General features: G+C 71.1%; 16 protein-coding genes. 7 read left to right on the top strand and 9 right to left on the bottom strand.

Annotated elements, in window-relative coordinates:
* Nucleotides 1-70 precede the first annotated feature (70 nt).
* On the top strand, nucleotides 71-1,360 hold the full coding sequence (locus WMF39_RS09350; protein WP_437745190.1) for a citrate synthase family protein: 1,290 nt from the start codon (nucleotides 71-73) through the stop codon (nucleotides 1,358-1,360).
* A 15-nt stretch (nucleotides 1,361-1,375) separates the two neighbouring features.
* Here WMF39_RS09350 and WMF39_RS09345 read toward each other — a convergent pair whose 3' ends face one another.
* Complete coding sequence (locus tag WMF39_RS09345) at nucleotides 1,376-3,322, bottom strand: potassium transporter Kup (RefSeq protein ID WP_437745189.1); 1,947 nt, start codon at nucleotides 3,320-3,322, stop codon at nucleotides 1,376-1,378.
* 58 nt (nucleotides 3,323-3,380) lie between these two features.
* Nucleotides 3,381-4,043 carry a UdgX family uracil-DNA binding protein gene (locus WMF39_RS09340; protein ID WP_437745188.1) on the bottom strand — a complete coding sequence of 221 codons (663 nt, stop codon included), beginning with the start codon at nucleotides 4,041-4,043 and terminating at the stop codon, nucleotides 3,381-3,383.
* A gap of 149 nt (nucleotides 4,044-4,192) precedes the next feature.
* Between WMF39_RS09340 and WMF39_RS09335 the strand changes: the two genes are divergently transcribed.
* The 4 genes from WMF39_RS09335 (at nucleotide 4,193) to WMF39_RS09320 (ending at nucleotide 9,766) form a co-directional block, all read left to right on the top strand.
* Nucleotides 4,193-4,924, top strand: a complete 732-nt coding sequence (locus WMF39_RS09335; protein ID WP_437745187.1) for a TetR/AcrR family transcriptional regulator — start codon at nucleotides 4,193-4,195, stop codon at nucleotides 4,922-4,924.
* 343 nt (nucleotides 4,925-5,267) lie between these two features.
* A complete protein-coding gene (locus WMF39_RS09330; protein WP_437745186.1) occupies nucleotides 5,268-5,651 on the top strand; it encodes a hypothetical protein in 384 nt (127 codons plus the stop codon).
* 183 nt (nucleotides 5,652-5,834) lie between these two features.
* The gene (locus WMF39_RS09325) at nucleotides 5,835-6,515 is read left to right on the top strand and encodes a hypothetical protein (protein WP_437745185.1); all 681 of its coding nucleotides are present in this window, start codon (nucleotides 5,835-5,837) and stop codon (nucleotides 6,513-6,515) included.
* 155 nt (nucleotides 6,516-6,670) lie between these two features.
* The gene (locus WMF39_RS09320; protein WP_437745184.1) at nucleotides 6,671-9,766 is read left to right on the top strand and encodes a CheR family methyltransferase; all 3,096 of its coding nucleotides are present in this window, start codon (nucleotides 6,671-6,673) and stop codon (nucleotides 9,764-9,766) included.
* A 5-nt stretch (nucleotides 9,767-9,771) separates the two neighbouring features.
* Here WMF39_RS09320 and WMF39_RS09315 read toward each other — a convergent pair whose 3' ends face one another.
* The 3 genes from WMF39_RS09315 to WMF39_RS09305 form a co-directional block, all read right to left on the bottom strand.
* Complete coding sequence (locus tag WMF39_RS09315) at nucleotides 9,772-10,131, bottom strand: gamma-glutamylcyclotransferase family protein (protein ID WP_437745183.1); 360 nt, start codon at nucleotides 10,129-10,131, stop codon at nucleotides 9,772-9,774.
* Nucleotides 10,128-10,484, bottom strand: a complete 357-nt coding sequence (locus WMF39_RS09310) for a response regulator (RefSeq protein ID WP_044964390.1) — start codon at nucleotides 10,482-10,484, stop codon at nucleotides 10,128-10,130. The genes WMF39_RS09315 and WMF39_RS09310 overlap by 4 nt, the downstream gene beginning before the upstream one ends.
* 504 nt (nucleotides 10,485-10,988) lie before the next feature.
* Entirely contained in the window at nucleotides 10,989-11,384 is a 396-nt protein-coding gene (locus WMF39_RS09305) for a response regulator (protein WP_437328491.1), read from the bottom strand.
* A 492-nt stretch (nucleotides 11,385-11,876) separates the two neighbouring features.
* Between WMF39_RS09305 and WMF39_RS09300 the strand changes: the two genes are divergently transcribed.
* Entirely contained in the window at nucleotides 11,877-13,583 is a 1,707-nt protein-coding gene (locus WMF39_RS09300; protein WP_437745182.1) for an oxidoreductase, read from the top strand.
* 40 nt (nucleotides 13,584-13,623) lie between these two features.
* On the opposite strand, the gene WMF39_RS09295 is transcribed toward WMF39_RS09300, so the two are convergent.
* From WMF39_RS09295 to WMF39_RS09280, 4 genes are all read right to left on the bottom strand, one after another.
* Nucleotides 13,624-15,033, bottom strand: a complete 1,410-nt coding sequence (locus tag WMF39_RS09295) for an adenylate/guanylate cyclase domain-containing protein (RefSeq protein WP_437745181.1) — start codon at nucleotides 15,031-15,033, stop codon at nucleotides 13,624-13,626.
* On the bottom strand, nucleotides 15,030-16,880 hold the full coding sequence (locus WMF39_RS09290) for a hypothetical protein (protein ID WP_437745180.1): 1,851 nt from the start codon (nucleotides 16,878-16,880) through the stop codon (nucleotides 15,030-15,032). Before WMF39_RS09290 ends, WMF39_RS09295 begins: the two co-directional genes overlap by 4 nt.
* A 155-nt stretch (nucleotides 16,881-17,035) precedes the next feature.
* The gene (locus WMF39_RS09285; RefSeq protein ID WP_437534351.1) at nucleotides 17,036-17,257 is read right to left on the bottom strand and encodes a Franean1_4349 family RiPP; all 222 of its coding nucleotides are present in this window, start codon (nucleotides 17,255-17,257) and stop codon (nucleotides 17,036-17,038) included.
* A gap of 121 nt (nucleotides 17,258-17,378) precedes the next feature.
* A complete protein-coding gene (locus tag WMF39_RS09280; protein ID WP_437745179.1) occupies nucleotides 17,379-18,593 on the bottom strand; it encodes a geranylgeranyl pyrophosphate synthase in 1,215 nt (404 codons plus the stop codon).
* Here WMF39_RS09280 and WMF39_RS09275 point away from each other — a divergent pair.
* The gene (locus WMF39_RS09275) at nucleotides 18,592-20,595 is read left to right on the top strand and encodes a C1 family peptidase (protein ID WP_437745178.1); all 2,004 of its coding nucleotides are present in this window, start codon (nucleotides 18,592-18,594) and stop codon (nucleotides 20,593-20,595) included. The two genes, WMF39_RS09280 and WMF39_RS09275, sit on opposite strands and share 2 nt — an antisense overlap.
* The last annotated feature ends 4 nt before the right edge of the window (nucleotides 20,596-20,599 follow it).

The raw sequence follows: 20,599 nt of genomic DNA, 5'->3' as shown, positions 1-20,599 counted from the left end.
TCGCCGGCGCGCGCGACGCTGGCGCCTCGTGCATCGGAAGACAGGATGGATGCAACGTTGATGGGCGCTCATGGTGGATCTACCTGACTCGGGGCAGCGGCCCTCGGCGTACGTGACCGGCGCCGAGGCGGCGGAGCTGCTCGGCGTGAAGCGGGAGACGCTCTACGCGTACGCGAGCCGGGGCGTGCTCCGGGGGGTGCCCGGCGGGCGAGGGCGCGCGCGGCTCTATCTCCGGGCGGACATCGAGCGGCTCAAGGCGCGGCACGACGCGCGCGCCGGCCACGGCCCGGTCGCCGCCGAGGCGCTCCGGTGGGGCGAGCCGGTGCTCGAGTCGGCGCTCACCGCGATCGGCCCGCGCGGGCCCGTCTACCGGGGCAAGGAGGCGGTCGCGCTGGCGCTCGACGACGTGCCCTTCGAGGCGGTCGCCGAGCTGCTCTGGACCGGCGAGCTGCCGGCGGAGGGCGCGCCGACGGCGCGGCCAGGCCGGCTGAGCGTCCGCCCGGCCAAGCTCGCGGCGCTCCTGCCGGAGGGCGCGCCGCCGTTCGTCGCGCTCGCGCTCGTGGTGCCCGCGCTCGGCGCGCACGACGCGACCCGCCACGTGGGCGCGCCCTCGGGCGACGGGCGCATCCCCACGGGCGACGCGGAGCGCGCGCGGGCGCGGGCCCTCGTGCGATCGCTCGCGGCGCTCGTGGGCCTCGGGCGGGACGCGCGCAGGGCGACCGACGCCATCGAGGCCGACGGGGCGGCGCGGCGGCTGCTCATCGCCCTCGGCGCGAACCCCTCGAAGAAGGCCGAGCGCGCCGTGAACCGCGCGCTCCTGGTCTCGGCCGATCACGAGCTGAACGCCTCGACGTTCGCGGTCCGGGTGGCCGCCTCCACCGGCGCCGACCTCTACGCCTGCGTCAGCGCGGGGCTCGCCGCGCTCTCCGGCCCGAGGCACGGCGGCATGACCGACCGGGTGGAGGCCCTGGTCGCCGAGGCAGGCCGGCCCGAGCGCGCCGCCGCCGCGGTCCACGAGCGGCTGCGCCGCGGCGAGCCCATCGCCGGCGTCGGGCACAGGCTCTACCCCGAGGGCGACCCCCGCGCCCAGCTGCTGCTCGACACGGCCCGCGCGCTCGCCCCGCAGAGCGCGGCCTTGCGCACGGTGCTCGCGCTCGTCGACGCGCTGCGCGACGCCGGCCTCGATCCGCCGTCGCTCGACCTGGGCCTCGTCGCGATCGCGGCCGCGCTCGGCCTGCCGGCCGGCACGGCGGCGGCGCTCTTCGCGGTGGGGCGCGCCGCCGGCTGGATCGCCCACGCGTTCGAGCAGCGGGAGGCGGGGTACATGCTCCGGCCGCGCGCACGGTACACGGGGCCCTGAGCCCCGCGCCCACCCCTAAAAATCGACCTGCATTCCGAGCTCGACCACGCGGTTCGGCGGCAGACCGAAGTACGCCGTCGCTGGCCGCGCGTTCCGCGAGATGAAGGCGAACAGCCCCTTGCGCCACCGGGACATCTTCGAGCGCCCGGTCGTCAGCAGCGTCTCCCTGCCGAGGTAGTAGCTCGTCCTCCCGAGATCGATGTCGAGCCCGTGCCGCTTGCACCCCTCGAGCACCGACGGCGCGTTCGGCGTCTGCATGAAGCCGTAACACGCCGTGACCTGGTAGATCCCCTCCCCCCGCGGGATCACCGTCGTGCGCCGCTCCGCCGGCACCTCCGGCACGTTCGTCACCTGGATCGAGAGGAGCACCACCTGCTCGTGCAGCACCTGGTTGTGCTTCACGTGGTGCAGCAGGATCGGCGGCGTGCCCTCCGGGCTCGACGCCATGAAGACCGCCGTCCCGCGCACCCGGTGCGGCTTCACGCGCTTCACGTCCTCGAGGAACATGTCGAGCGGCAAGATCGCCGACTTGATCGCCGCGGCGAGGTGCTTGCGCCCCGTCTTCCAGGTCGTCATCACCGTGAAGATCGCCGCGCCCATCACGATGGGCACCCAGCCCCCGTGGAAGAACTTGGCGCTGTTCGCCGCGAAGAACGCGAGATCGATCACCAGGAAGAGCCCGGCCAGCGGGAGCGACTTCCAGAGCGGCCAACCCCACGTCTCTCGGGTGACCACGTAATAGACCACCGTGGTGATCCCCATCGTCCCCGTGACGGCGATGCCGTAGGCAGCCGCGAGCGCGCTCGAGTTCTTGAAGGTGAGGACCAGCACGATGCACGAGATCAGGAGCCCGCTGTTCACCTCGGGGATGTAGATCTGCCCCGCCTCGTCCTTCGACGTGTGGACCACCGTGACACGCGGGAAATACCCGAGCTGCACCGCTTGCTGGGTCAGCGAGAAGGCCCCGGAGATGAGCGCCTGGGACGCGACGACCGTCGCCGCGGTGGCGATCGCCACCGTGGGGTAGAGCGCCCACGACGGGACGAGCGCATAGAACGGGTTCGCCGCCGCGGTGGGGTCCGCGAGGAGCTTGGCGCCCTGGCCGAAATAATTGATGAGCAGCCCGGGCCAGACGATCGTGTACCAGGTGTATTTGATCGGCACGCGGCCGAAATGCCCCATGTCGGCGTACAGCGCCTCGCCGCCCGTGATGCAGAGGACGACCGCGCCGAGGATCAGGAAGCCATGCAGTTGGTTCTCGACAAAGAAGCTCACCGCGTAGGTCGGTGAGACGGCCCGGAGCACTCCGGGGCTGCGGATGAGCTCCTTGGCCCCGAGCAGCACGAGCGTGACAAACCACACGAGCGTCACCGGCCCGAAGATCGACCCGACCCCGGCCGTGCCGCGCTTCTGCACGAGGAACACGGCGAGCAGCACACCGCAGGTGATGATCGGCACGACGGCAGGGTCCAGCTTCGGGATCGCGACCTCGAGGCCCTCCACGGCCGAGAGCACCGAGATCGCAGGCGTGATCACGCCGTCGCCATAAAGGAGCGCCGCGCCGACGAGGACGAGGAGCACGAGGAGGCCGCGGCCCTCGCCCTTGCGATCGCCGCTCGGGACGAGCGCGAGCAGCGCGAGGATGCCGCCCGCGCCCTCGTTGTCGGCCCGCGTGATGAACGTCACGTACTTGACGGTCACCACCATCATCAACGACCAGAACATCAGCGAGAGCACCCCGAGCACGTTCTCGGGCGTCGGAGCGACGTGGTGCGGGCTGCTGGGGCTGAAGCACTCCTTCATCGCGTAGAGCGGGCTCGTCCCGATGTCGCCGTAGACGACCCCGAGCGCCGCCAGCATCAGCGGCCACATCTTCTTCGAGCTCCCCAGGTGGGCGCGCTCGGCCATCGGAGAGGACGCGGGGCGCTCTGCGGAAGGGACCGGTCGTGGGCTCATCGTCATCGCGGGCGAATCCTACTCCATCGAGAGCGCGCCTCGCGAGGAGGCGGCGCGCGCCGGCTCAGCCGAGCGCGCGCGCCGCCACGGTGAGATCCTCGATGAAGCGGGAGAGCTCGGCTCGCCTCGTCGCTTCGTCCGGCATGCGGAGGATCGACGCGGGGTGCACGGTCGCCAGCACGCGCGGCGCGAGCGGCGAGGCGACGATCCTGCCGCGCTCGCGCGTGACCCGGAACGAGCCGCCGAGCAGCGCCTGCGCCGCCGTCGCGCCGAGGCATACCACGATCGCCGGCTGCACCACCGCGATCTCCGCGGCGAGCCACGGCAGGCACGCGCGGATCTCGCGCGCGTCCGGCTTCATGTGGATGCGGCGCTTGCCGCGCGGCTCCCACTTGAAGTGCTTCACCACGTTGGTCACGTACGCCCGGCGCCGCTCGATCCCCGCCGCCTCGAGCGCGCGATCGAGCAGCTGCCCCGCCGGGCCCACGAACGGCTTGCCGGCCAGATCCTCCTTGTCGCCCGGCTGTTCGCCGACGAGGAGCACGTCCGATCGCGCCGCGCCCTCGCCGAACACCGTCTGCGTCCCACGCTCCCAGAGCGGGCACGCCCGGCACCGCGCGGCGGCCTCGCGCAGGCTCGGCAACGAAGGAGGGCTGGGGACGAGAGCCGCCGCCGTCGCCTCGCCGACGCCACGCCCTGCTGCATTTCGTCTCGCCACGGTCGCCATGACCGCCTCCGCAGCATCGCTCGTGCCATGGGCGACGCGGCGCGGTCGAACGCGCCGCGTCGCGAGGAGCGCGGCCGACGAGCGCCTTGACGGCTTCCGGCAGCCTTCCCATAGTGCCACGGTCCTCCGACGTTGACCGACCAGTCAGAATGCCCCGCCTTGCCGATCGCCGCGCCAGGATCGAGCTGCTCCGCGCCGCCGAGGCTGCCTTCACCGAGCGCGGCCTGGCCGCGGCGAGGGTCGAGGACATCACCGAGCGCGCAGGCGTCTCGAAGGGCGCGTTCTACCTGCACTTCCAGAGCAAGGACGACTGCTTCAAGCAGATCGTCGAGACCTTCATCGCGCGCCTCGCCGACTGCGTGGAGCCGCCGCCCATCGTCTTCGAGGCCGAGCGAGCGTCGGTGAACGAGTACTTCAAGCGGGTCCTCGCCCACGACCTCGAGGTGCTCGAGTTCTGCTGGCAGAACCGGGCGCTCCTCAGGATGATGCTGGCGGGAGGCGGTGGGACCCCGTACGCCTACCTGATCGACGAGTTCGCCCAGCGCGTCGCGCGGCAGGTGGAGGGCCGCCTCCGGTACGCGATCGACATCGGCCTCTACCGGCGCGATCTGGAGCCCAGCGTCATCGCCGCGCTCATCTCCGGCGCCTTCGATCGCCTGGTGCGCAAGCTCATCGACGCGCCGTCCAGGCCAGACATCGCCGCCTGGGCCGCGCAGGTGCTCCAGCTCTTCACGCACGGCCTGCTCGCACCGGAGGTGCGCGCCGTCGCTGACCTGTCGGTCATGGAAGCCCCCCCGCGCAGCGCGCGGCAGGCCGCCGCCCCGCCACCTGCCTCGGCGTCGAGCAGCGAGCGCCGTCGTTCCAAGGCCAAGACGACCTAGGTGACCTAGGTGTAGGGCTTTGCCTGAATAAACCGGCCGGAGACTCAGCGGTACCAGGACAGCTTACAGGGAATCCCTGACGAGGGATTCCATATCGCCCTAGCGGTCGGTCGGGCAGCAGCTGAGCTACAGCTAGCAGTCAACGGGATTTTCGGCGGGACAGTGAGGGGGTGGAGCGGGGAGCCGGAGGGGGAACCGCTCGGGCAACTCGGGAGGAGCGCAGCCTTGGGGAGCGGTCCTGCTCGTTCAATCGCGCCAGGCTGACCGTCGCGCGCTCTGGCCGGTCGCAGGCACTCTCTGGACGGCTCTCCGCAGAAGAACGGAACTGTCGAGGGGGGGCGGAATGGGCAACCAGACGGGTCGTGATAGACGGTTAATCCAGGAGCTGCTCCGGCAGACCTGCCGCTCGATCCAGTGGCGTGCGGACACCGCAAGGTCGATTGCGGACAGGATCGAGGTCGCCCTCGCCGAGCACGCGCTCCACGTCTCCACGCCGGACGTCGACCTGCGCGTCCGGCTGACCAAGGACTTTGCGCTCGCCATCGCGATACGCGTGCTGTCCTTCGGCGAAGACGCCGAGGAGTCGCTGAGCAAAGCCCTGTGTCAGGACAGGTCGCTCATGGCGGAGCTCGTGAAGGCAGAGTGGCAGCTCGTGCGCACCGCCTGCAGAACAGCCGAGCAGACCGCCGGGAGGCTGGTGCTGCTGACGGCGGTACCGGAGGCGTGAGACCGCAAGCAGGACGCGCGCCCAGAACTCGCGCCCTGGGCTCACGGCGAGAGATCCGTGAGAACCTCATGGAGCAGGGGGCTCGCCCGCTCGGCCCGGCGCCATGGCGAGCTGCACCCCGGAAGCTGCTGTCAAGAAGAGCGCAGCACCACATGACGCGACCGGGCCCACGAGGCGATAGAGATGGCGCCCCAGACCAGCTACAGCATTTACGTTCGCTTCCGGGGCAGGCGGCTCGCGCTCACGAAGCACATCCGCTCGCTCGAGACGGCTCGGTCTGCGCTGCAGGCCTTGCGGGCAGAGCGGTTCCACGACGCCGATCAGGTCTTCCTCGTCAACGACGCGACGAAGCAGATCGTCGACGAACGGGGGTGGGAGGACGCCGGGGGCCCCGCGGAGGATCAGCAGATCAGCGTCAACCTCCGCCTTCCGACCGATGGCAAGCGCACGGAGCGCACGCAGGACGCGGGGAACAGCGAGGCGGATCGATCGCCGCGAGGGGCCCAGGCTCCCGCGCTGCTCGCGGCGCCCGAGGTGCTTGCGCCGCCGCTCGCGGCGCCCGCCGATCACCTGGCGCGAGCCGAGGGCGAGGCGCGGCACGTCTCACCGGAGAGGAGGTGGTCCGGGGTCGAGAACCTGGAGCCGCCGCGCGCACGCCTGCGCCGCGCGATGGCGGCAGCCCAGGTCGCCCGAGCGCGCCACGATGCCGCGCTGGAGGCCATGACCAGGCTCCAGCCCGGCGGGAGAATGGATGAAATGACACTGATGAGGCTCAACGATTCTGCCCGAATGGTATCCGACCGATCCGCACACATCATCGAGCGGCTCGAGCAACTCCTGAAGCGCCTGGAAGGCGCGCGCTGATATGGTGAGATGACCGTGCGGCGCCGTGTCCCATGCGCGACATGGACGACGACAGCCATCGTTGACCGACCGCCCACCGGAACCCTGGCTTAGTCCCTGTCAGGCTCTCGCCGTCGCGAGACGCGTGAGAGAGCGCCCAACCGTTCAAGCCAACAATGCCCGAACAGAAGAAGTCACGCCGGACGCAACTCGGGGCACCGGGCCCGAGCGACGCCGCGCCCCAGGCCGGCAGGGCATCCGCGCCGGGGCGCGCGCCGGTCCCGCCGGAGGACGCCGGCGAGAGCGCCGCGGCGGGCGAGCCGCGCCCCGAGGGTGAGCTGCGCTTTCCCGTCGTCTGTGTCGTCGCTTCGGCGGGCGGACGCGGCGCGATCGCGGAGCTCCTCCGGCGGTTGCCCAGCAGAGATACCAGCCTCTCTCTCGTCCTGATCTACAGCGCAGATCCAGGGGAGCTCCCCCTCCTCGAGCTCGTGGCGCAGAGCAGCCCTCTCCCTGTGGCCGAGCTCCGATCAGGGATGAAGCTCGCGCCGGGTCGCGTCCAGGTCCTGCCCCCGGAGGCGCAGGCGACGCTGGCGGGGCTCCGCGTCGAGCTCGCGCCGCGGGGCGAGGGCGGCCCGGGCCCTGGCGATCTCTTCCTGCGCTCGCTCGCGGGCGAGCTGGGGTCGGGCGCCGTGGCCGTCGTGCTGTCCGGCGCTGGGAGCGACGGCGCGCTGGGGCTGAAGGACGTGAAGGCCGAGGGCGGGGTCACCTTCGCGGAGAACCCGCGCGGCGCGGAGCGGCCGGCGCTCCCGCGGAGCGCCATCGCGGCCGGAGGCGTCGACTTCGTCCTCAGCGTCGAGGAGATCGCGGCGGAGCTCGTGCGGATGGGTCGCCCCGGGCACGTCCTCGCTCCATGGCTCAGGCAGGGTGCGCCCCTCGGCATGGACGCCGAGCTCAGCAAGCTCCTCAGGCTGCTTCACGCCGCGGTGGGCGTCGACTTCAGCCAGTACAAGAAGAGCACCCTGAGGCGGCGCATCCAGCGGCGAATGACGCTCCATCGGCTCGCCACCCTCCAGGATTACCTGGATCATTTGAAAGCGCACCCCGGCGAGATCGAGGATCTCTACCAGGACCTCCTCATCAAGGTCACCACGTTCTTCCGCGATCCGGGCGCCTTCGCCGCGCTGAAGACCCACGTGTTCCCGGTGCTCATGCACAGCAGGCCGCAGGACTCCCCTGTTCGCATCTGGGTGCCGGGCTGCTCGACGGGCGAGGAGGTCTACTCTCTCGCGATCTCGTTGCTCGAGTTCCTCGAAGCCGACGCGACCGATCATGCCATCCAGATCTTCGGCACCGACCTGAGCGAGGCCGCCATCCAGCAGGCGCGGTCCGGGATCTACATCGAGAGCATCTCGATGGACGTCTCTCCCAGCCGGCTGCGCCGCTTCTTCGTCAGGGTACAAGGCGGCTTTCAGGTCAACAAATCGGTCCGCGATCTGTGCATCTTCTCGCGCCACAACGCCGCGGCCGACCCGCCCCTGTTGAAGCTCGATCTCACCAGCTGCCGCAACCTGATGATCTACCTGGAGCCGAGCCTGCAGCGCCGGCTGCTGCAGACGTTCCACCAGGCCCTCAAGCCCACGGGTTTCCTGCTCCTCGGCTCGTCCGAGAGCCTCACCACGGCGCCCGATCTGTTCGGGGTCGTGGACAGGACCCACAGGATCTTCTGCAAGCGCGCCGCGTCGGAGGCGGCCCACTCGCTCGCCCTCACCGCGCCCGCTCTGCCCGGCGCGCCGGTGGTCGCGCTGGCGTTGGAGAGGCCGCGGGAGCCCGAGGGGCTCGGCATGGATGCGGTGCGCAAGGAGGCCGACGCCATCGTCATGGCGCGCTATGCCCCCGCCGGCGTGGTCGTGGACGAGGAGATGCAGATCGTCCAGTTCCGGGGCAAGACGGGGCCCTACCTCGAGCCGTCACCGGGCGACGCCAGCCTCCACCTCTTCAAGATGGCCCGAGAGGGGCTCGTCCTCGGCATCCGGGCCGCCATCGACGCGTCGATGAACTCGGGGGCGATGGCCCGCAAGGAGCAGATCAAGGTCAGGCAGGACGAGAAGATCCGGTACGTCGACATCGAGGTCTGGCCGCTCAAGGTGCGGCTCCCGCAAGGGCGCTGCTTCCTCGTCACCTTCTCCGAGTCGGGCGCCGCGCGGCTGGACCGGCCGGGCAGCGACCCGGCCCCGAGCGACGCCCAGAAGGATCTGGAGATCGTCCAGCTCCGCAGGGAGCTCGTGACCACGAGGGAGTACCTCCAGTCGCTCATCGATGAGCTCGAGGCGACGAACGAAGAGCTCCTGTGCACGAACGACGAGATCCTCGCGAGCAACGACGAGCTGCACAGGGTGAACGACGCGCTCGCGGGCGCCCACGACGAGCTCGAGTCGGCGAACCAGGAGCTGACGACCATCAACGAGGAGCTCCGCAGCAGCAACGTCGCGCTCGGCCTCGCCAACGACGAGCTGCGCAAGCTCCTCGGCGGCATGAACATCCCGATGCTGATGGTCGACGCGGACCTACGGATCCGCCGGATCGCCGGCGCCGCCGACAAGCTGCTCGGCCTCGCCGCGAGCGACGTGGGCAGGTCCATCCTCGAGGTGAAGTCGAGGAGCGTGGCCGACATCGCGCCGGTCGTCGCCGAGGTGCTCGGCACGATGAGCACCGTCGAACGGCACGTCGAGGACCGCGACGGGCGCTGCTACCTCATGCGGGCACGCCCTTCCCGGACCACCGACGACGAGGTCGACGGCGCGGTGATCTGCTGGCTGGAGAGCGAGGCGCCGAGGCGCGCGGCGCGCGAGCTCGCGGGCGCGCGCGACGGCCTCTCCGCCGTCTTCGAGGTGCTGCGCCATCCGTTCCTCCTGCTCGACGGGGAGCTCCGGATCCGGGCCGTCACCCGGCGCTACTGCGAGCAGTTCATGGTCCCGCTCGGGGACATCGAGGGACGATCGCTCTCGGCCATCGATGCCGGATGGAACACCCCGCAGCTGGAGCAGCAGCTCCGGGACGTGCTCCACCGCCGCGCCGCGCTCGTCGACTTCCGCCTCGAGGCCGTGCTCGCGCACGCCGGCCGCAGGACGCTCTCGTTCTCAGCCTTCCGGCTCCAGGCCGACGAGGGCGAGCTCCCGGCCCTGCTGCTCGTCGTCGAGGACAGGACGGCGCCCGAGATCGACCCGGCCGGTCCACCCGGGCTGCGGCCAGCGCGCCGCGCGGGCCCCGGCTGACGCGCTCATCGCCGCCGTGTCCGCCAGTCCCCCGAGGCGATCCGAGGCGACCCCAGCGCCTGCCCTGCGGGCATCAGGTAGGCCTCGCAGAGCGCGCCCCCGTCGAGCTCGATCGGCTCACGATTGAAGAGGTCGGGGCAGTCCTCGTAGAGGTCGAGCGAGGGCAGCGCCTCCGGGTCCGGCTCGTACAGCTCCCCGAGGACCGCGACCGAGCCCCCGCGCACGAGCGCCGGGTAGGCGCCGAGATCGGCGAGCTCGAACGACGGGGCCGTGCGGGCGGGCCCGAGGCACCGCGCGCGCCCGAGCAGCGCGTGCGCGCGCTCGCCGCGCATCAGCGTGCCGTAGACGAACAGGCGCGCCGTCACCGGCAGTGCTGTTCGACCGCGGCGAGCAGCTGCTCGAGGTTGATCGGCTTTTTCAGGAACTGCGCCGCGCCGAGCGAGGACACGAACTCGTCGCGGCCCGTCGCGGAGATGATCACCACCGGGATCGCGGCGAGCTCCGGATCCTTCTTCTGCTCCGCCCTGAACTGCCAGCCATCCATGATCGGCATCATGAGATCGAGCAGGATGAGCCCGGGTCTCGGATCCGTTCTCAGCGCGCTGAGCGCCTCGCCGCCGTGCGCCGCCGACGCGACGGCGTACCCCTCCTCCTGCAGGAGCTCGGCGAGGGTCTCTCGAATATCCGGATCGTCATCGACAACGAGGATCCTCTTCAAGGGAGTGGCAGGCACGGTGCATCAACCACTATGCGAAAGCCTGACGTCACGGCGAAACAGGGAAAGCCCTGAATCCCTGCTCGGGTTCCGCTTGATGAGGCTCTTTCTGCGAGGAAGGGGGCTCATGAAGGTCTCTCTACGTCTCTCTCCGGCAATCAGCGCCGCAAAGGCGCCTCGGAGCGGAGCCCGCTCCCGCGTCGCCCGTGCGGCCATACAACCACGCGGGGTCGACGTTGGTTGAGCCGGCAGCTCTGGCAGGCGGGTACGGGCGTACGCATTACGGCGATCGATCGTCGGCGGTCGAGCCCGATGTTACAGCACGGTGGCGCTCCGGCGAAGCCGCTCTGTGCCCGATCTGCGGCCAGCCAGGGTGAGCGCAGCGCGGCTTGGTCGCCATCCACGTCATGAGCGGCGATCCTACCACCGGAGCCGGAGGGCGCAGCAGCCCGGCGTCCGCCGGAACGACGGCCCGAGGCGCTCGCGACGTGGTCCGAACGGGCAGCGTCAACGGTCGATATCTGTTGAGCCGAGCGAGCCGAGCACCACCTTCGAGAGGGTGCCCAGCAGGACGTCGATGTCCACCGGCTTCGGGATGAGCGCGGCCGCATGCAGCCGCTCGGCGATCGCCTGCATCTCGTGGGGGAGGCGGGCGGAGAAGATCATGAGGGGCGAGGGCGTGCCGAGCCCCTCGATCTCGGAGACGAACCGGTCCGTCGTCATGCCTGGCATCGTCAGATCAAGGAGGACCGCGTGGAAGCGCCGCTCCGCCAGCGCATCGAGCACCGCGCGCGCGGTGGCGGTCAGCTCGACCTCGTACCCTTCCAGGGTCAGGAGTTCTTCCAGCATCGTCGCGGTGTCAACGTCGTCCTCCGCAACCAGGATCACGTGCTTGCCACACATGGCTCCCCTCGGCTTTCTTCAGTAGCGGGGGTCGCTCGCCAGGGCAGCGCGCCCTCTCTTCCCCATGCTGGGGGAGGACGGGATGCGCGCTCGACGCTGCCCGAGCCTCCGCTGGCCAGCAGCCAGCGCAGCGCGAGCAACCTCGGTGATGCCCCCGGTGTGACGAATCGCCCGGACACACCGGAGCGCTCGCCGCGGTGCGCCACACGTACGACCACGCCACCAAGTGCGCAGCCCGACAGTCCGCCGCTGTCTGCCGATCCGGTACGTTCCGTTCCCCCTCTCCCGCCCAGGGCAATATGAAAGCCCGACTGCGCGCCGGATGCAACTCCGGGTAGAAGGAGCAACTCCGGGCGCAAGGAACCGACCGGGGGGCGGGGAGCGAGAGCAGACAGAGAGCGCGAACGGACTCCCCGACAGGGGAGACACCCTGGTAGACTCTCATGGATGCCTGGCGAACGCCGCGTCGCGCTACTCGCGATGGAACCAACCATGCCGGACGGTGGGGGAGCGCCGTCCAGCCATGGAGTCCGTCGTGTCGAGGCCTCCTTGCTCGCCGATCCGGACCTCGCCGGCGTGCCGATCCACGTGATCGACGCGCAGACGAGGGATCTCGACGCGTGGGTCGCGGAGGTCGAGACCGTGGACGCGGACGTGGTCGGCCTCGCCGCGCACGTCTGGTCGTTCCCCACGTTCATCGAGATCGCGCGCCACCTGCAGCGCAACCGGCCGGGGCGCACGATCGCCCTGTGGGGGCCCCTCGCGCGCCCCGCGATGTTCGCGCTCGCGCCCTGGCGCGACGCCACCGCTTGCATCGACGCCCTCGTGCACGGCAACGAGCTCACGTTCCGGGACATCGTCCGGCTGAGCGAGCGCTCTCCCGATGCGCTGCGCGCCGTGCCGGGGCTGCACGTGTCCACCGCCGGCGGCTGGGTCTCGACGGGCGACCCCCTCTACGTGGCGCCCGACGCGCTCCCCTCGCCGATCCGGATGAAGCTGCTCCCGACCGATCGCATCGTCCCGCTCGAGATCTGCCGCGGGGGCGCCATGAGCTGCGCGACGTGCGGCGTCTCCGCGGGCGACGCTGGCAGCGTCTTCTCCGAGGCCTACCTCGTCGAAGAGCTGAGCGCGCTCCGCGCCGCCGGCGCGCCGGGCGCGCAGATCGTCGACGCCCCGCTCAACCTGAGCGCGGAGGCGTTCCGGAACCTGGTGGCCGCGGAGAAGCAGGTCGGCTTCTTCAAGCAGGCGACGCTGACGGCATCGATCGATCCCGAGCACGTGCACGACGAGCACCTCGAGTTCCTCCGCGGCGTCGCGCGCGTGTCGCTCGACGCGCGGCTTCCGCCGCTCAACAAGGAGACGGGCGACGGCACGCAGCGCCCCTTCAGGGAGTCGAAGTTCGCGAAGGTGATCGAGGAGCTCTCGACGTTCACGGACATCGAGGTGGACATCCTCCTCGGCCTCCCGGGCGACGGCCCGATCACGTTCCGGCGCACGCTCGAGCGCGCGCGCGAGCTCCCGTGCAAGGTCCGCATCTTCCACAGCCTCGTCCTTCCGGACGACCTCATGGTCCGCGCGCCCGCCTCGTTCGAGCTCCGCTTCGACCCCTTCACGCTGATGATGCGCTCCTGCCTCGGCTGGTCCGAGGACGCGCTCTCTCGCGAGCGCAGCCGCCTCATCGAGATGGCCTACCGCGAAGGCGGCGAGATCACGCCGGACATGTGGTCGTTCCCCGGGCCTCGGGAGATGCGGCGGCCCACGATGCCGCTCGGCAGCGGCGTGGTCCCGCCGGGCGCCGAGATCCGGGTCGAAGGCGCGGCGACGCTCGCGCCGGCGGGCCAGGACTTGCAGCGCGTGCTCGAGCTCGGGATCAAGGAGGCGACCTCCGGCGGGTGGACGTTCGTGGAGGCCTCGGCGCGCCCGGGCGAGATCGTCGTCATCATGAAGACGCGCGACGGCGCGCTGGTCGTCGAGATGCGCCCCGCCTCACCCACGGAGAACGCCTACAAGGTCGTGGACGGCGTCGCGTTCGGCTACCGCTCGCCGCGCGGCGTGAAGATGAGCGACGGCGCGCTCCGCCTGCTCGATCGCGTCCTCCAGCGCCTCCACGCGCCGGCGCGCACGGCGCTCGGCCTGTCGACGCAGGACGGCGGCCCCGGCTCGGCGCGCGTCCGGCGCTTCCGCGCCACGCCCTCGTGACCGTCTCGCCCCGATCGCGCAGCGCGCCGCGAGCCTTCAGCTACTCCTTGCTGCGCAGGGCCGCCGGCGCCCGCGGCGGCATCGATTCCATGGGACGGACCCTCGAGAGGAGCTCTCTCCGGAGCTCGCTCAGGCGCGCCGGAGACAGCTCCATGTAGTCCACGATGTAGGGGTGGACCTGGCGGCTCTTGCCCCGGATGCTCAGCGCGCCGGTCGGCTGCGCCGGGACGCAGTCGTCGAGGGTCGCGTACGTCGTCTGGCAGATGATGATCTTGGAGCCGAGCTCCTTGTTGAACTGCTCGAGGCGCGCGGCCGTGTTTACTGTATCTCCGATGCAGGTGTACTCCATGCGCTGAAGCGAGCCGATGTTGCCGGAGATGACGGTGCCGGTCGCGATCCCGACGCCCATCTGGATCTCGCCGCAGCCGAGGAGCTTCCGCTGGTTCATGCGCTCGAGCGCCTGCACCATCTCGATCGCCGCGATCACGGCGCGCTTCGGCGCGTCCTCGACGGAGAGCGGCGCGCCGAACACCGCCATCAGCCCGTCGCCGATGTACTTGTCGAGGGTGCCCCCGTAGCGGAACACGATCTCGACCATCTCCGTGAAGTACTCGTTCAGGAACGAGACCACGGCCTCCGGCTCGACCGACTCGGTGAGCGGGGTGAAGTTGCGGATGTCGGTGAACATCACCGAGACGTGCCGCCGCGTGCCTCCCAGCTTGAGCCGCCTCGGATCGGACAGGACAAAGTCGACGAGATCCTTCGACAGGTACCGGCCGAGCTCCTGCTTCTCGCGCTCGAGCCGGAGGCGGGCCATGGACTCCACCTCGGCCCGCACGACCAGGTTGCGCGACATCCGCGCGATGATGCCGGCGACGACGCCGGGGAGCGCGATGAAGAGGATCTGCTGGCACTGGTCCGCGATGTTGATGGCGTTCTCTCCGTAGACGGACACCGGGCTGATCGGGACCGCGCCGGAGCCGACCGTGACGGCGAGCACGACGGAGTTGAAGAGGGCCGACAGCCCCGCCGAGTACAGGCACGCCGCGAGGCTGTAGCGGAAGCCCGACATCAGGTTCCAGAGGACGTAGACGGTCGCGAGGTAGCTCGTGAAGTACTCGATGATCCCGGAGTGGTTCCTCGCGCTCCCCAGGGCCGTGAGCGTCAGGAGCGCGAGGTCGACGAAGATGCTCACGTACTTGAGCCAGCCCGCGTAGACGCCGGGGCGCAGCCGGAAGAACGCGTAGAGCACGAGCGAGTAGGCGAGGTACCCGCCGGTCAGGATCGCGAAGATCTGGTTGGCGGCCGGCGTGTTGATCGTCCACACGTGCATGAACGTGGCGGCGCTGAGCAGCGCGAACGCGAACCGGATGTGGTTCACGATCTGCTCGCCGCGCATCTCCTGCGCCTCCATGATCCGCACGATCTCGGGCGACTTCTCGATGCTCATGTGCGCCGCTCCCCCCCGCGCCGCAGCCGGGACCGCGCGGCGGCGAGCCCACGCGCGCAGAGCGCGGTCGTCAGCGCTCTGCCCTGGTGGTGCCCCTCGCGACCGCGCTTCATGGGCACCCGGTAGAGCGGCTCCGCTGGCCAGGAGCCGTCCACGAGCTGGCGCTCGCCGAGGTAACGCATCCCTCGCTCGAGGAGCAGCGGATCGGGCCGCTCCGTCGTCGCGGCCCCCTCGAGGCACGCGGCCGTGCAGAGCGGCGCCCCGAAGCCGCCGTCGAGCCGCTGCGATCGGAGCATCCGCGACAGCGTCGCGGCCTCGACCGCCGCGACCTCGTCGGCCCACCGCGCGTCCCCCGCCCTCCCCCGGTAGAGCCGCGCGAAGCGGAGGAACGCGAGGTCCGTGTACGAGGCATCGTAGAAGCAAGCGCCCTCGATGCCGCCCTCCGAGGCGGCGTCGAGCACGCGCCGCGCGTTCGCGTCGATGAGCCGCGCGAACCGCTCCGCGTCGAACGAGAGCAGGCCCACGAGCAGGTTCAGCCGGACGGCCGCGCAGTCGTCGCCGGCCCACGCCACGCCCGGCGTGGTCGGCCCCGCGGGCCCGCGGTAGAACCAGGTCGGAACGACGCCGTCCTCACCCACGTTGGCCAGCATGACCTCGATCCACGACTCCGCCCGCTCCTTCGCGGCGCCCGTCTCGGCGACCAGCTCGAGCACGACGCCGAGGAGGTCGGCGTCCGGCGGGACGTCACGGAACGCGGTGAAGTAGCGGAGCTCTCCCGCCGGGATCTCCTCGAGCAACGCCGCGGCGTCGGCGCGGACGTCGCGCCCGACCTCCCCGATCTCGAGCAGCGCCCTCAGGATCGTCGCCCGGACGAACCAGTGCCCGACCGGCTGCTCGCTCGACCCGAGCACGCCGAAGCGCTGCACTTCCCAGGACTCGCGCCACGGCGCGGCGTCCAGGAGGAACGCGACCGCCGCCTGCAGATCCGCGCGCGCCTCGTCGGGCGGCGCCGGCTCGCCCTGCGCGCGCGGCGGCCCGAGCGCCGCGCCGGGGCCGAGGAGATCGCGGAAAGACATCAGCCCCTCGAAGAAGCGGAGGCGCTCGCCGAGCGCCTCGAGGAATTCGCGCTGCGCCTCGGCGAGGCCGCGCGCGCTCGGGCTCGTTCGAGGAGAGGTGGCCACGACCTCACGGGCGGACGCGAGCGTCTCCTGCATGCGCGCCGCGAGCGCGGCGCGGTACGGGCGGGTCGCGAGCAGGCTGTGGATCTCGCCGCGGCGCACGCGGGACACGCGCTCGCCCGAGAGCGCGCGGAGCAGCGGAGGAGCGAGCCCCGCGCCGCGCAGCCAGAGCGCGAAGAGCGGCGTGAGCGTCGGCGCTGCGAGGTCAGGCGCGATCGGATCGATCCAGAGGCGCACGAGCCCGTCCAGCAGCCAGATCGGCTCGGCCACGGCCTCTCCGAAGCGACGGGCGGGCGCGAGCTCGTCGCCTGCGACGAGCGCGGGCGCCGTCCAGAGGGCCACGGCCTCGCGCGCGCCGGCGGCGGTGGGCGCCGCCATGGCGCCGGAGCCGTCGATCTCGATCACCGGGTTCTCGCGCCACGAAGCCTCCGCCAGGTCGGCCAGGCCCAGGAGCCACCTGTAAGCGCGCGCGTCGTCCGCGTGCTGCGCGAGGAGACGCGCGGCGATCGCGCCCCGCGCGAGCGCGTCAGGAGCGCCTTCGATGCCCCCGGCGGCCACCGCGGCGACCGCCACGGCGGCGTCCGCGGCTGCGTCGCGCGCGGACACCCGCCCGCAGAGCCGCAGCGCCCAGCTGGCCCACGGGACGCTGTACCCCGGCGGTGTGCCCACGCTGCGCTCGAGCGCGAGCGCTCCCCACGCCGCTTCACCGCGCTGAAGCGCCCCCTCTGATGACAGATGCGCCGACCAGGCGCGCTCGCACACAGCCCGGTCACCCGGGTCGAGCCATGGCCAGGCGGCGGTCACCCCTCCAGCAGGGGACAGCGTCACATACCGACTCCGCCCTCACGCGCCGCGGCCGAGATGGCCGCATCGACCGCTTCGGGCGTCGAGGTCGCGGCATCCCGGATGCGCTGGAGCGTCTCCGCGCCGACGTCGTACCCCTCCGCCTGGATGGTGCGCTCGGGATCGGCAAGGAGCTGCTGGCGGAAGCTCGAATCCACGACGGCACGACCGATGAGCTCTGCCTCTGATTTCTTCGACGTCACGACTCCTCGCTTTCTCGCTCGGGAGGCTAGGAGACCTCCAAACGGCGAGCAAGTACAAGCAGGCGCGTCCGCGCGTGCTCGCGTCCTCGCGGGGTGTTGCGTCCGCGCACGACACCCCGGTTCACCGCGGCGCGACGACGGGCTCGCCGGCGAGCGCGCTGAAGAACGCGAGGAATACCCGCCGCTGGATCGCGACCATGTACTGCTCGCGCTCCCTGCAGAACCGCGCAGCCTCCGGTAGCCCGAGGGCCCCCGCGGCGACCTCGGCGCGAGCCAGCTCACAGCGCGCCTCCTCCAGGATGGCGTCGAAGCCGCCGCGCGCAAACAGCCGCGCGCGCAGGGCCGCCGCGCTGCGCATCTCCTGAGCGCGACAAGGCCCCCTGCCGGAGACGTCGGCCCCGCTCGGCGACGCCGCATCCGCCTCGGCAAGCGCCCAGAGCCGGGAGAGCACATACGTTGTGTTGCCGAACGCACGATCCTTCTCTGCGTGCAGCAGGTCCGCGAACAGCTGATGCGCTGCAACAAGGGCGGAAACGAACTCCTCGAGGGCGGCCAGGTGCTCGGCCTGCGACAGCGCGAACAGGGCCGCCGCGGCCGGGAGCACGAGCGGGCGCGAACGGGCAAGCACCCGCCGGAACGTGGCGCCGTCCCGCGGGCCTGCGCCGCGGTGGAGCCGCCGCTCGAGGAGCATCGCCTCGCCATACCCGAGCCAGACCTCTTCGAAGAGGCCCCAGAACGCGCTCCCGCCGGGCAGCGAGCGAGCGAGCAACGCCTGATGGCGAGCGAACAACGCCCCGGACAGGAGCACCGTCGCTCCAGGCTCACCGACCCCTTCGTCCAGCAGGTCGTCCTCGATCCGGACGTGCAGGTACCCGACCGCTGCTGCCTCGGCGAGGTCGACGGCGAGCGGCGGAAGCGCCGGCGATCCAGGGTCCAGCGCAAGCGCCGGCCCGCCGGGACGCGTCGCGACCCAGAGCGGAAGCGCGAGCACCGGGAGCGCCGTCGGGTGCGAGAAGTAGCCCTCGCCCGGCTCCCCCTCGAACAGCCTTAGGCGCGCGGCGAGCTCATCGAACAGCGCGCCGAGCTCGCTCCCCAGCCGCGCCCGGAACGACGCGAGCCGCCGCAGCACCTCGGCCTCGAGCGCCGCCTCGATGGCGCCTTGCGCGCCCCGGCCTCCCCCTGCGCGGCTGTCCTCGCTCATCCCACCTCCGGACGGCGCTGGCGGCGCCGACTCGGGCGACGCTAGCACGAGCAGCCCCGAGGGGGCGGGCGCCGCCGACTTTGCCCCGCGCGCCGCCCGTGCGACACTCAGCGACTTCACGAGATCAGAAACCATGATCGATTCCGAGCGTTTCGCTGGGCGTCACGGGGACATCACGACCGACGCGCGCGCTGACGTCCTCGATTTCCGCGACACCCTCTATCGCCCCACGATGGTGGAAGTGCCTCCGATCATGCCCCCGGAGCGCTTCGTGGAGTACGGCGTGCCCGTGCTCGACCAGGGCAAGAACAACGGCTGCACCGGCTTCACGGTCGCCACCGTGGCGCACTACCTGCTGCGCAGGCGCCGGGTCTCGCCGGACCGCAGCCTCGTCAGCCAGAACATGGTGTACACGATGGCGCGCCGCTACGACGAGTACCCCGGCGAGGACGACGCGCGGGGATCCAGCCTGAGGGGCGCCATGAAGGGCTGGCACAAACACGGTATCTGCTCCGATGAGCACTGGCCGTGGGACGCGAACGATCTCCACGGCACGCTCACCCCGGAGCGCGCAGTGGACGCGATGCTCCGGCCGCTCGGCCTGTATCAACGGGTGAACCACAGGGACCTCCCGGCGATGCACAGCGCCCTCGCGGAGGTCGGGATCATCGCGGCCTCGGCGCTGATCCCGTTCAACGGCTGGTATTACGGGACCCAGAGGAACGGCATCATCCCGACGGTCGACAGGACGAACCCCTTCATCGCCCCCTGGGGAGGTCACGCGTTCGCGATCATCGGGTATGACGCGGAGGGCTTCTGGCTCCAGAACTCGTGGGGTGTCGGCTGGGGCAAGGGCGGCTTCGGTCGACTCTGTTACGACGACTGGCTTCAATACGGCTTCGACGCGTGGGTCGGGCGGCTCGGCGTCCCGATCCGCCTGAACCAGGCGCGCTCGCTCCGCCCGCTCACGTCCACCAGCCGGACGTTCGCCAGCCTGCGGCCGCACCTCGTCAGCGTCGACATGCACGGCCAGCTCCAGCAGCGCGGAGCCTACGGCACGTCGTCGGAGGACGTCCGTATCATCATGGAAGAGGATTTCCTGAGCGCGACCGCGACATGGAAGCGCCGCCGGCTCGTCCTGATCGCGGGCGGCGGGCTGCGCCGGCAGATCGACGCGATCAACCGGATGTCGCGCCTCCGGCCGAAGCTGCTCGGGCACGAGATCTACCCCATCGAGCTCCTCTGGGAGACCGACCACTACCCCCGCCTCCTCGAGATCCTCCATCGCGCCACGGAGGGGCGCCGCCACGACGGCTACGATCCCAGGGCGTTCGGGTTCATGATCGATCGGCGCGACGACGCCCTCGAGCCGCTCGTCCGCCGCATGGGCGGCAAGGCCGAGTGGGACCGCATGAAGCTGGCCGCGGGCGACGCGACGATGGACGCCGACCACGGCGGCGTCCGCGAGATGATCGGCCGCCTCGCGTCGCTGATGGACAGCGATCCGAAGATCGAGCTCCACCTGGTCGCCCATTCGAGCGGCACCTTCCTGCTCGCGCCGCTCGTCCAGCTGGTCACCTCGGAGAAGGGCAAGAAGATCGAGGGCGGCCCGATGCGAGGTCAGCTCGGGCTCGGTCTCCCCATCGAGTCGCTCTCCCTGCTCGCGCCGGCGAGCGCCATCGACGCGTTCCGCGACACGTACATGCCGCCTATCAAGAGCGGCATGGTGCGCCGGTTCGCTCTGTTCACGCTCACGGACGAGGCCGAGCTCCAGGACCACTGCGAGGTGTACGGCAGGTCGCTCCTCTACCTGGTGTCGAACGCTCTCGAGCGGCGCCCGCGGGTGCCCGGCACGAGCGGCGTCTCGCTGCTCGGCATGGAGGCGGGGCTCCTCGATCCGGAGAACGCCGACGTCCTTTCGCTGCTCACGGAGACCAAGGACGACCGGCCCGTCGTGTTTCCGAGGGCGGAGTGGATCAAGGGGCCCAACACGAGGCCCCCTCCCCACGGCTCCGAGGCGCGGCGGCATGAGGACTTCGAGAACGACATGACCACGTGGAAGTCCGTCATCGCCCGCATCCTCAACCAGCCGTTCGCCGATCACCTGCCGCCCATGTCGGCGCGGGATCCGTGGTGAACGC

It is taken from the genome of Sorangium sp. So ce1504 (genome assembly GCF_051521635.1).
In the GTDB taxonomy this organism is placed as follows: domain Bacteria; phylum Myxococcota_A; class Polyangia; order Polyangiales; family Polyangiaceae; genus Sorangium; species Sorangium cellulosum_B.
The sequence above is the reverse complement of the archived record's forward strand: the minus strand, read 5'-3'. Positions and strand labels throughout refer to the sequence as shown.

Excerpts from the sequence above, each read along its gene's own strand:
- WMF39_RS09350 (WP_437745190.1), top strand. The coding sequence starts at position 71 with ATGGTGGATCTACCTGACTCGGGGCAGCGGCCCTCGGCGTACGTGACC.
- WMF39_RS09345 (WP_437745189.1), bottom strand. The coding sequence starts at position 3,322 with ATGACGATGAGCCCACGACCGGTCCCTTCCGCAGAGCGCCCCGCGTCC.
- WMF39_RS09340 (WP_437745188.1), bottom strand. The coding sequence starts at position 4,043 with ATGGCGACCGTGGCGAGACGAAATGCAGCAGGGCGTGGCGTCGGCGAG.
- WMF39_RS09335 (WP_437745187.1), top strand. The coding sequence starts at position 4,193 with ATGCCCCGCCTTGCCGATCGCCGCGCCAGGATCGAGCTGCTCCGCGCC.
- WMF39_RS09330 (WP_437745186.1), top strand. The coding sequence starts at position 5,268 with ATGGGCAACCAGACGGGTCGTGATAGACGGTTAATCCAGGAGCTGCTC.
- WMF39_RS09325 (WP_437745185.1), top strand. The coding sequence starts at position 5,835 with ATGGCGCCCCAGACCAGCTACAGCATTTACGTTCGCTTCCGGGGCAGG.
- WMF39_RS09320 (WP_437745184.1), top strand. The coding sequence starts at position 6,671 with ATGCCCGAACAGAAGAAGTCACGCCGGACGCAACTCGGGGCACCGGGC.
- WMF39_RS09305 (WP_437328491.1), bottom strand. The coding sequence starts at position 11,384 with ATGTGTGGCAAGCACGTGATCCTGGTTGCGGAGGACGACGTTGACACC.
- WMF39_RS09300 (WP_437745182.1), top strand. The coding sequence starts at position 11,877 with ATGCCGGACGGTGGGGGAGCGCCGTCCAGCCATGGAGTCCGTCGTGTC.
- WMF39_RS09295 (WP_437745181.1), bottom strand. The coding sequence starts at position 15,033 with ATGAGCATCGAGAAGTCGCCCGAGATCGTGCGGATCATGGAGGCGCAG.
- WMF39_RS09275 (WP_437745178.1), top strand. The coding sequence starts at position 18,592 with ATGATCGATTCCGAGCGTTTCGCTGGGCGTCACGGGGACATCACGACC.
- WMF39_RS09280 (WP_437745179.1), bottom strand. The coding sequence starts at position 18,593 with ATGGTTTCTGATCTCGTGAAGTCGCTGAGTGTCGCACGGGCGGCGCGC.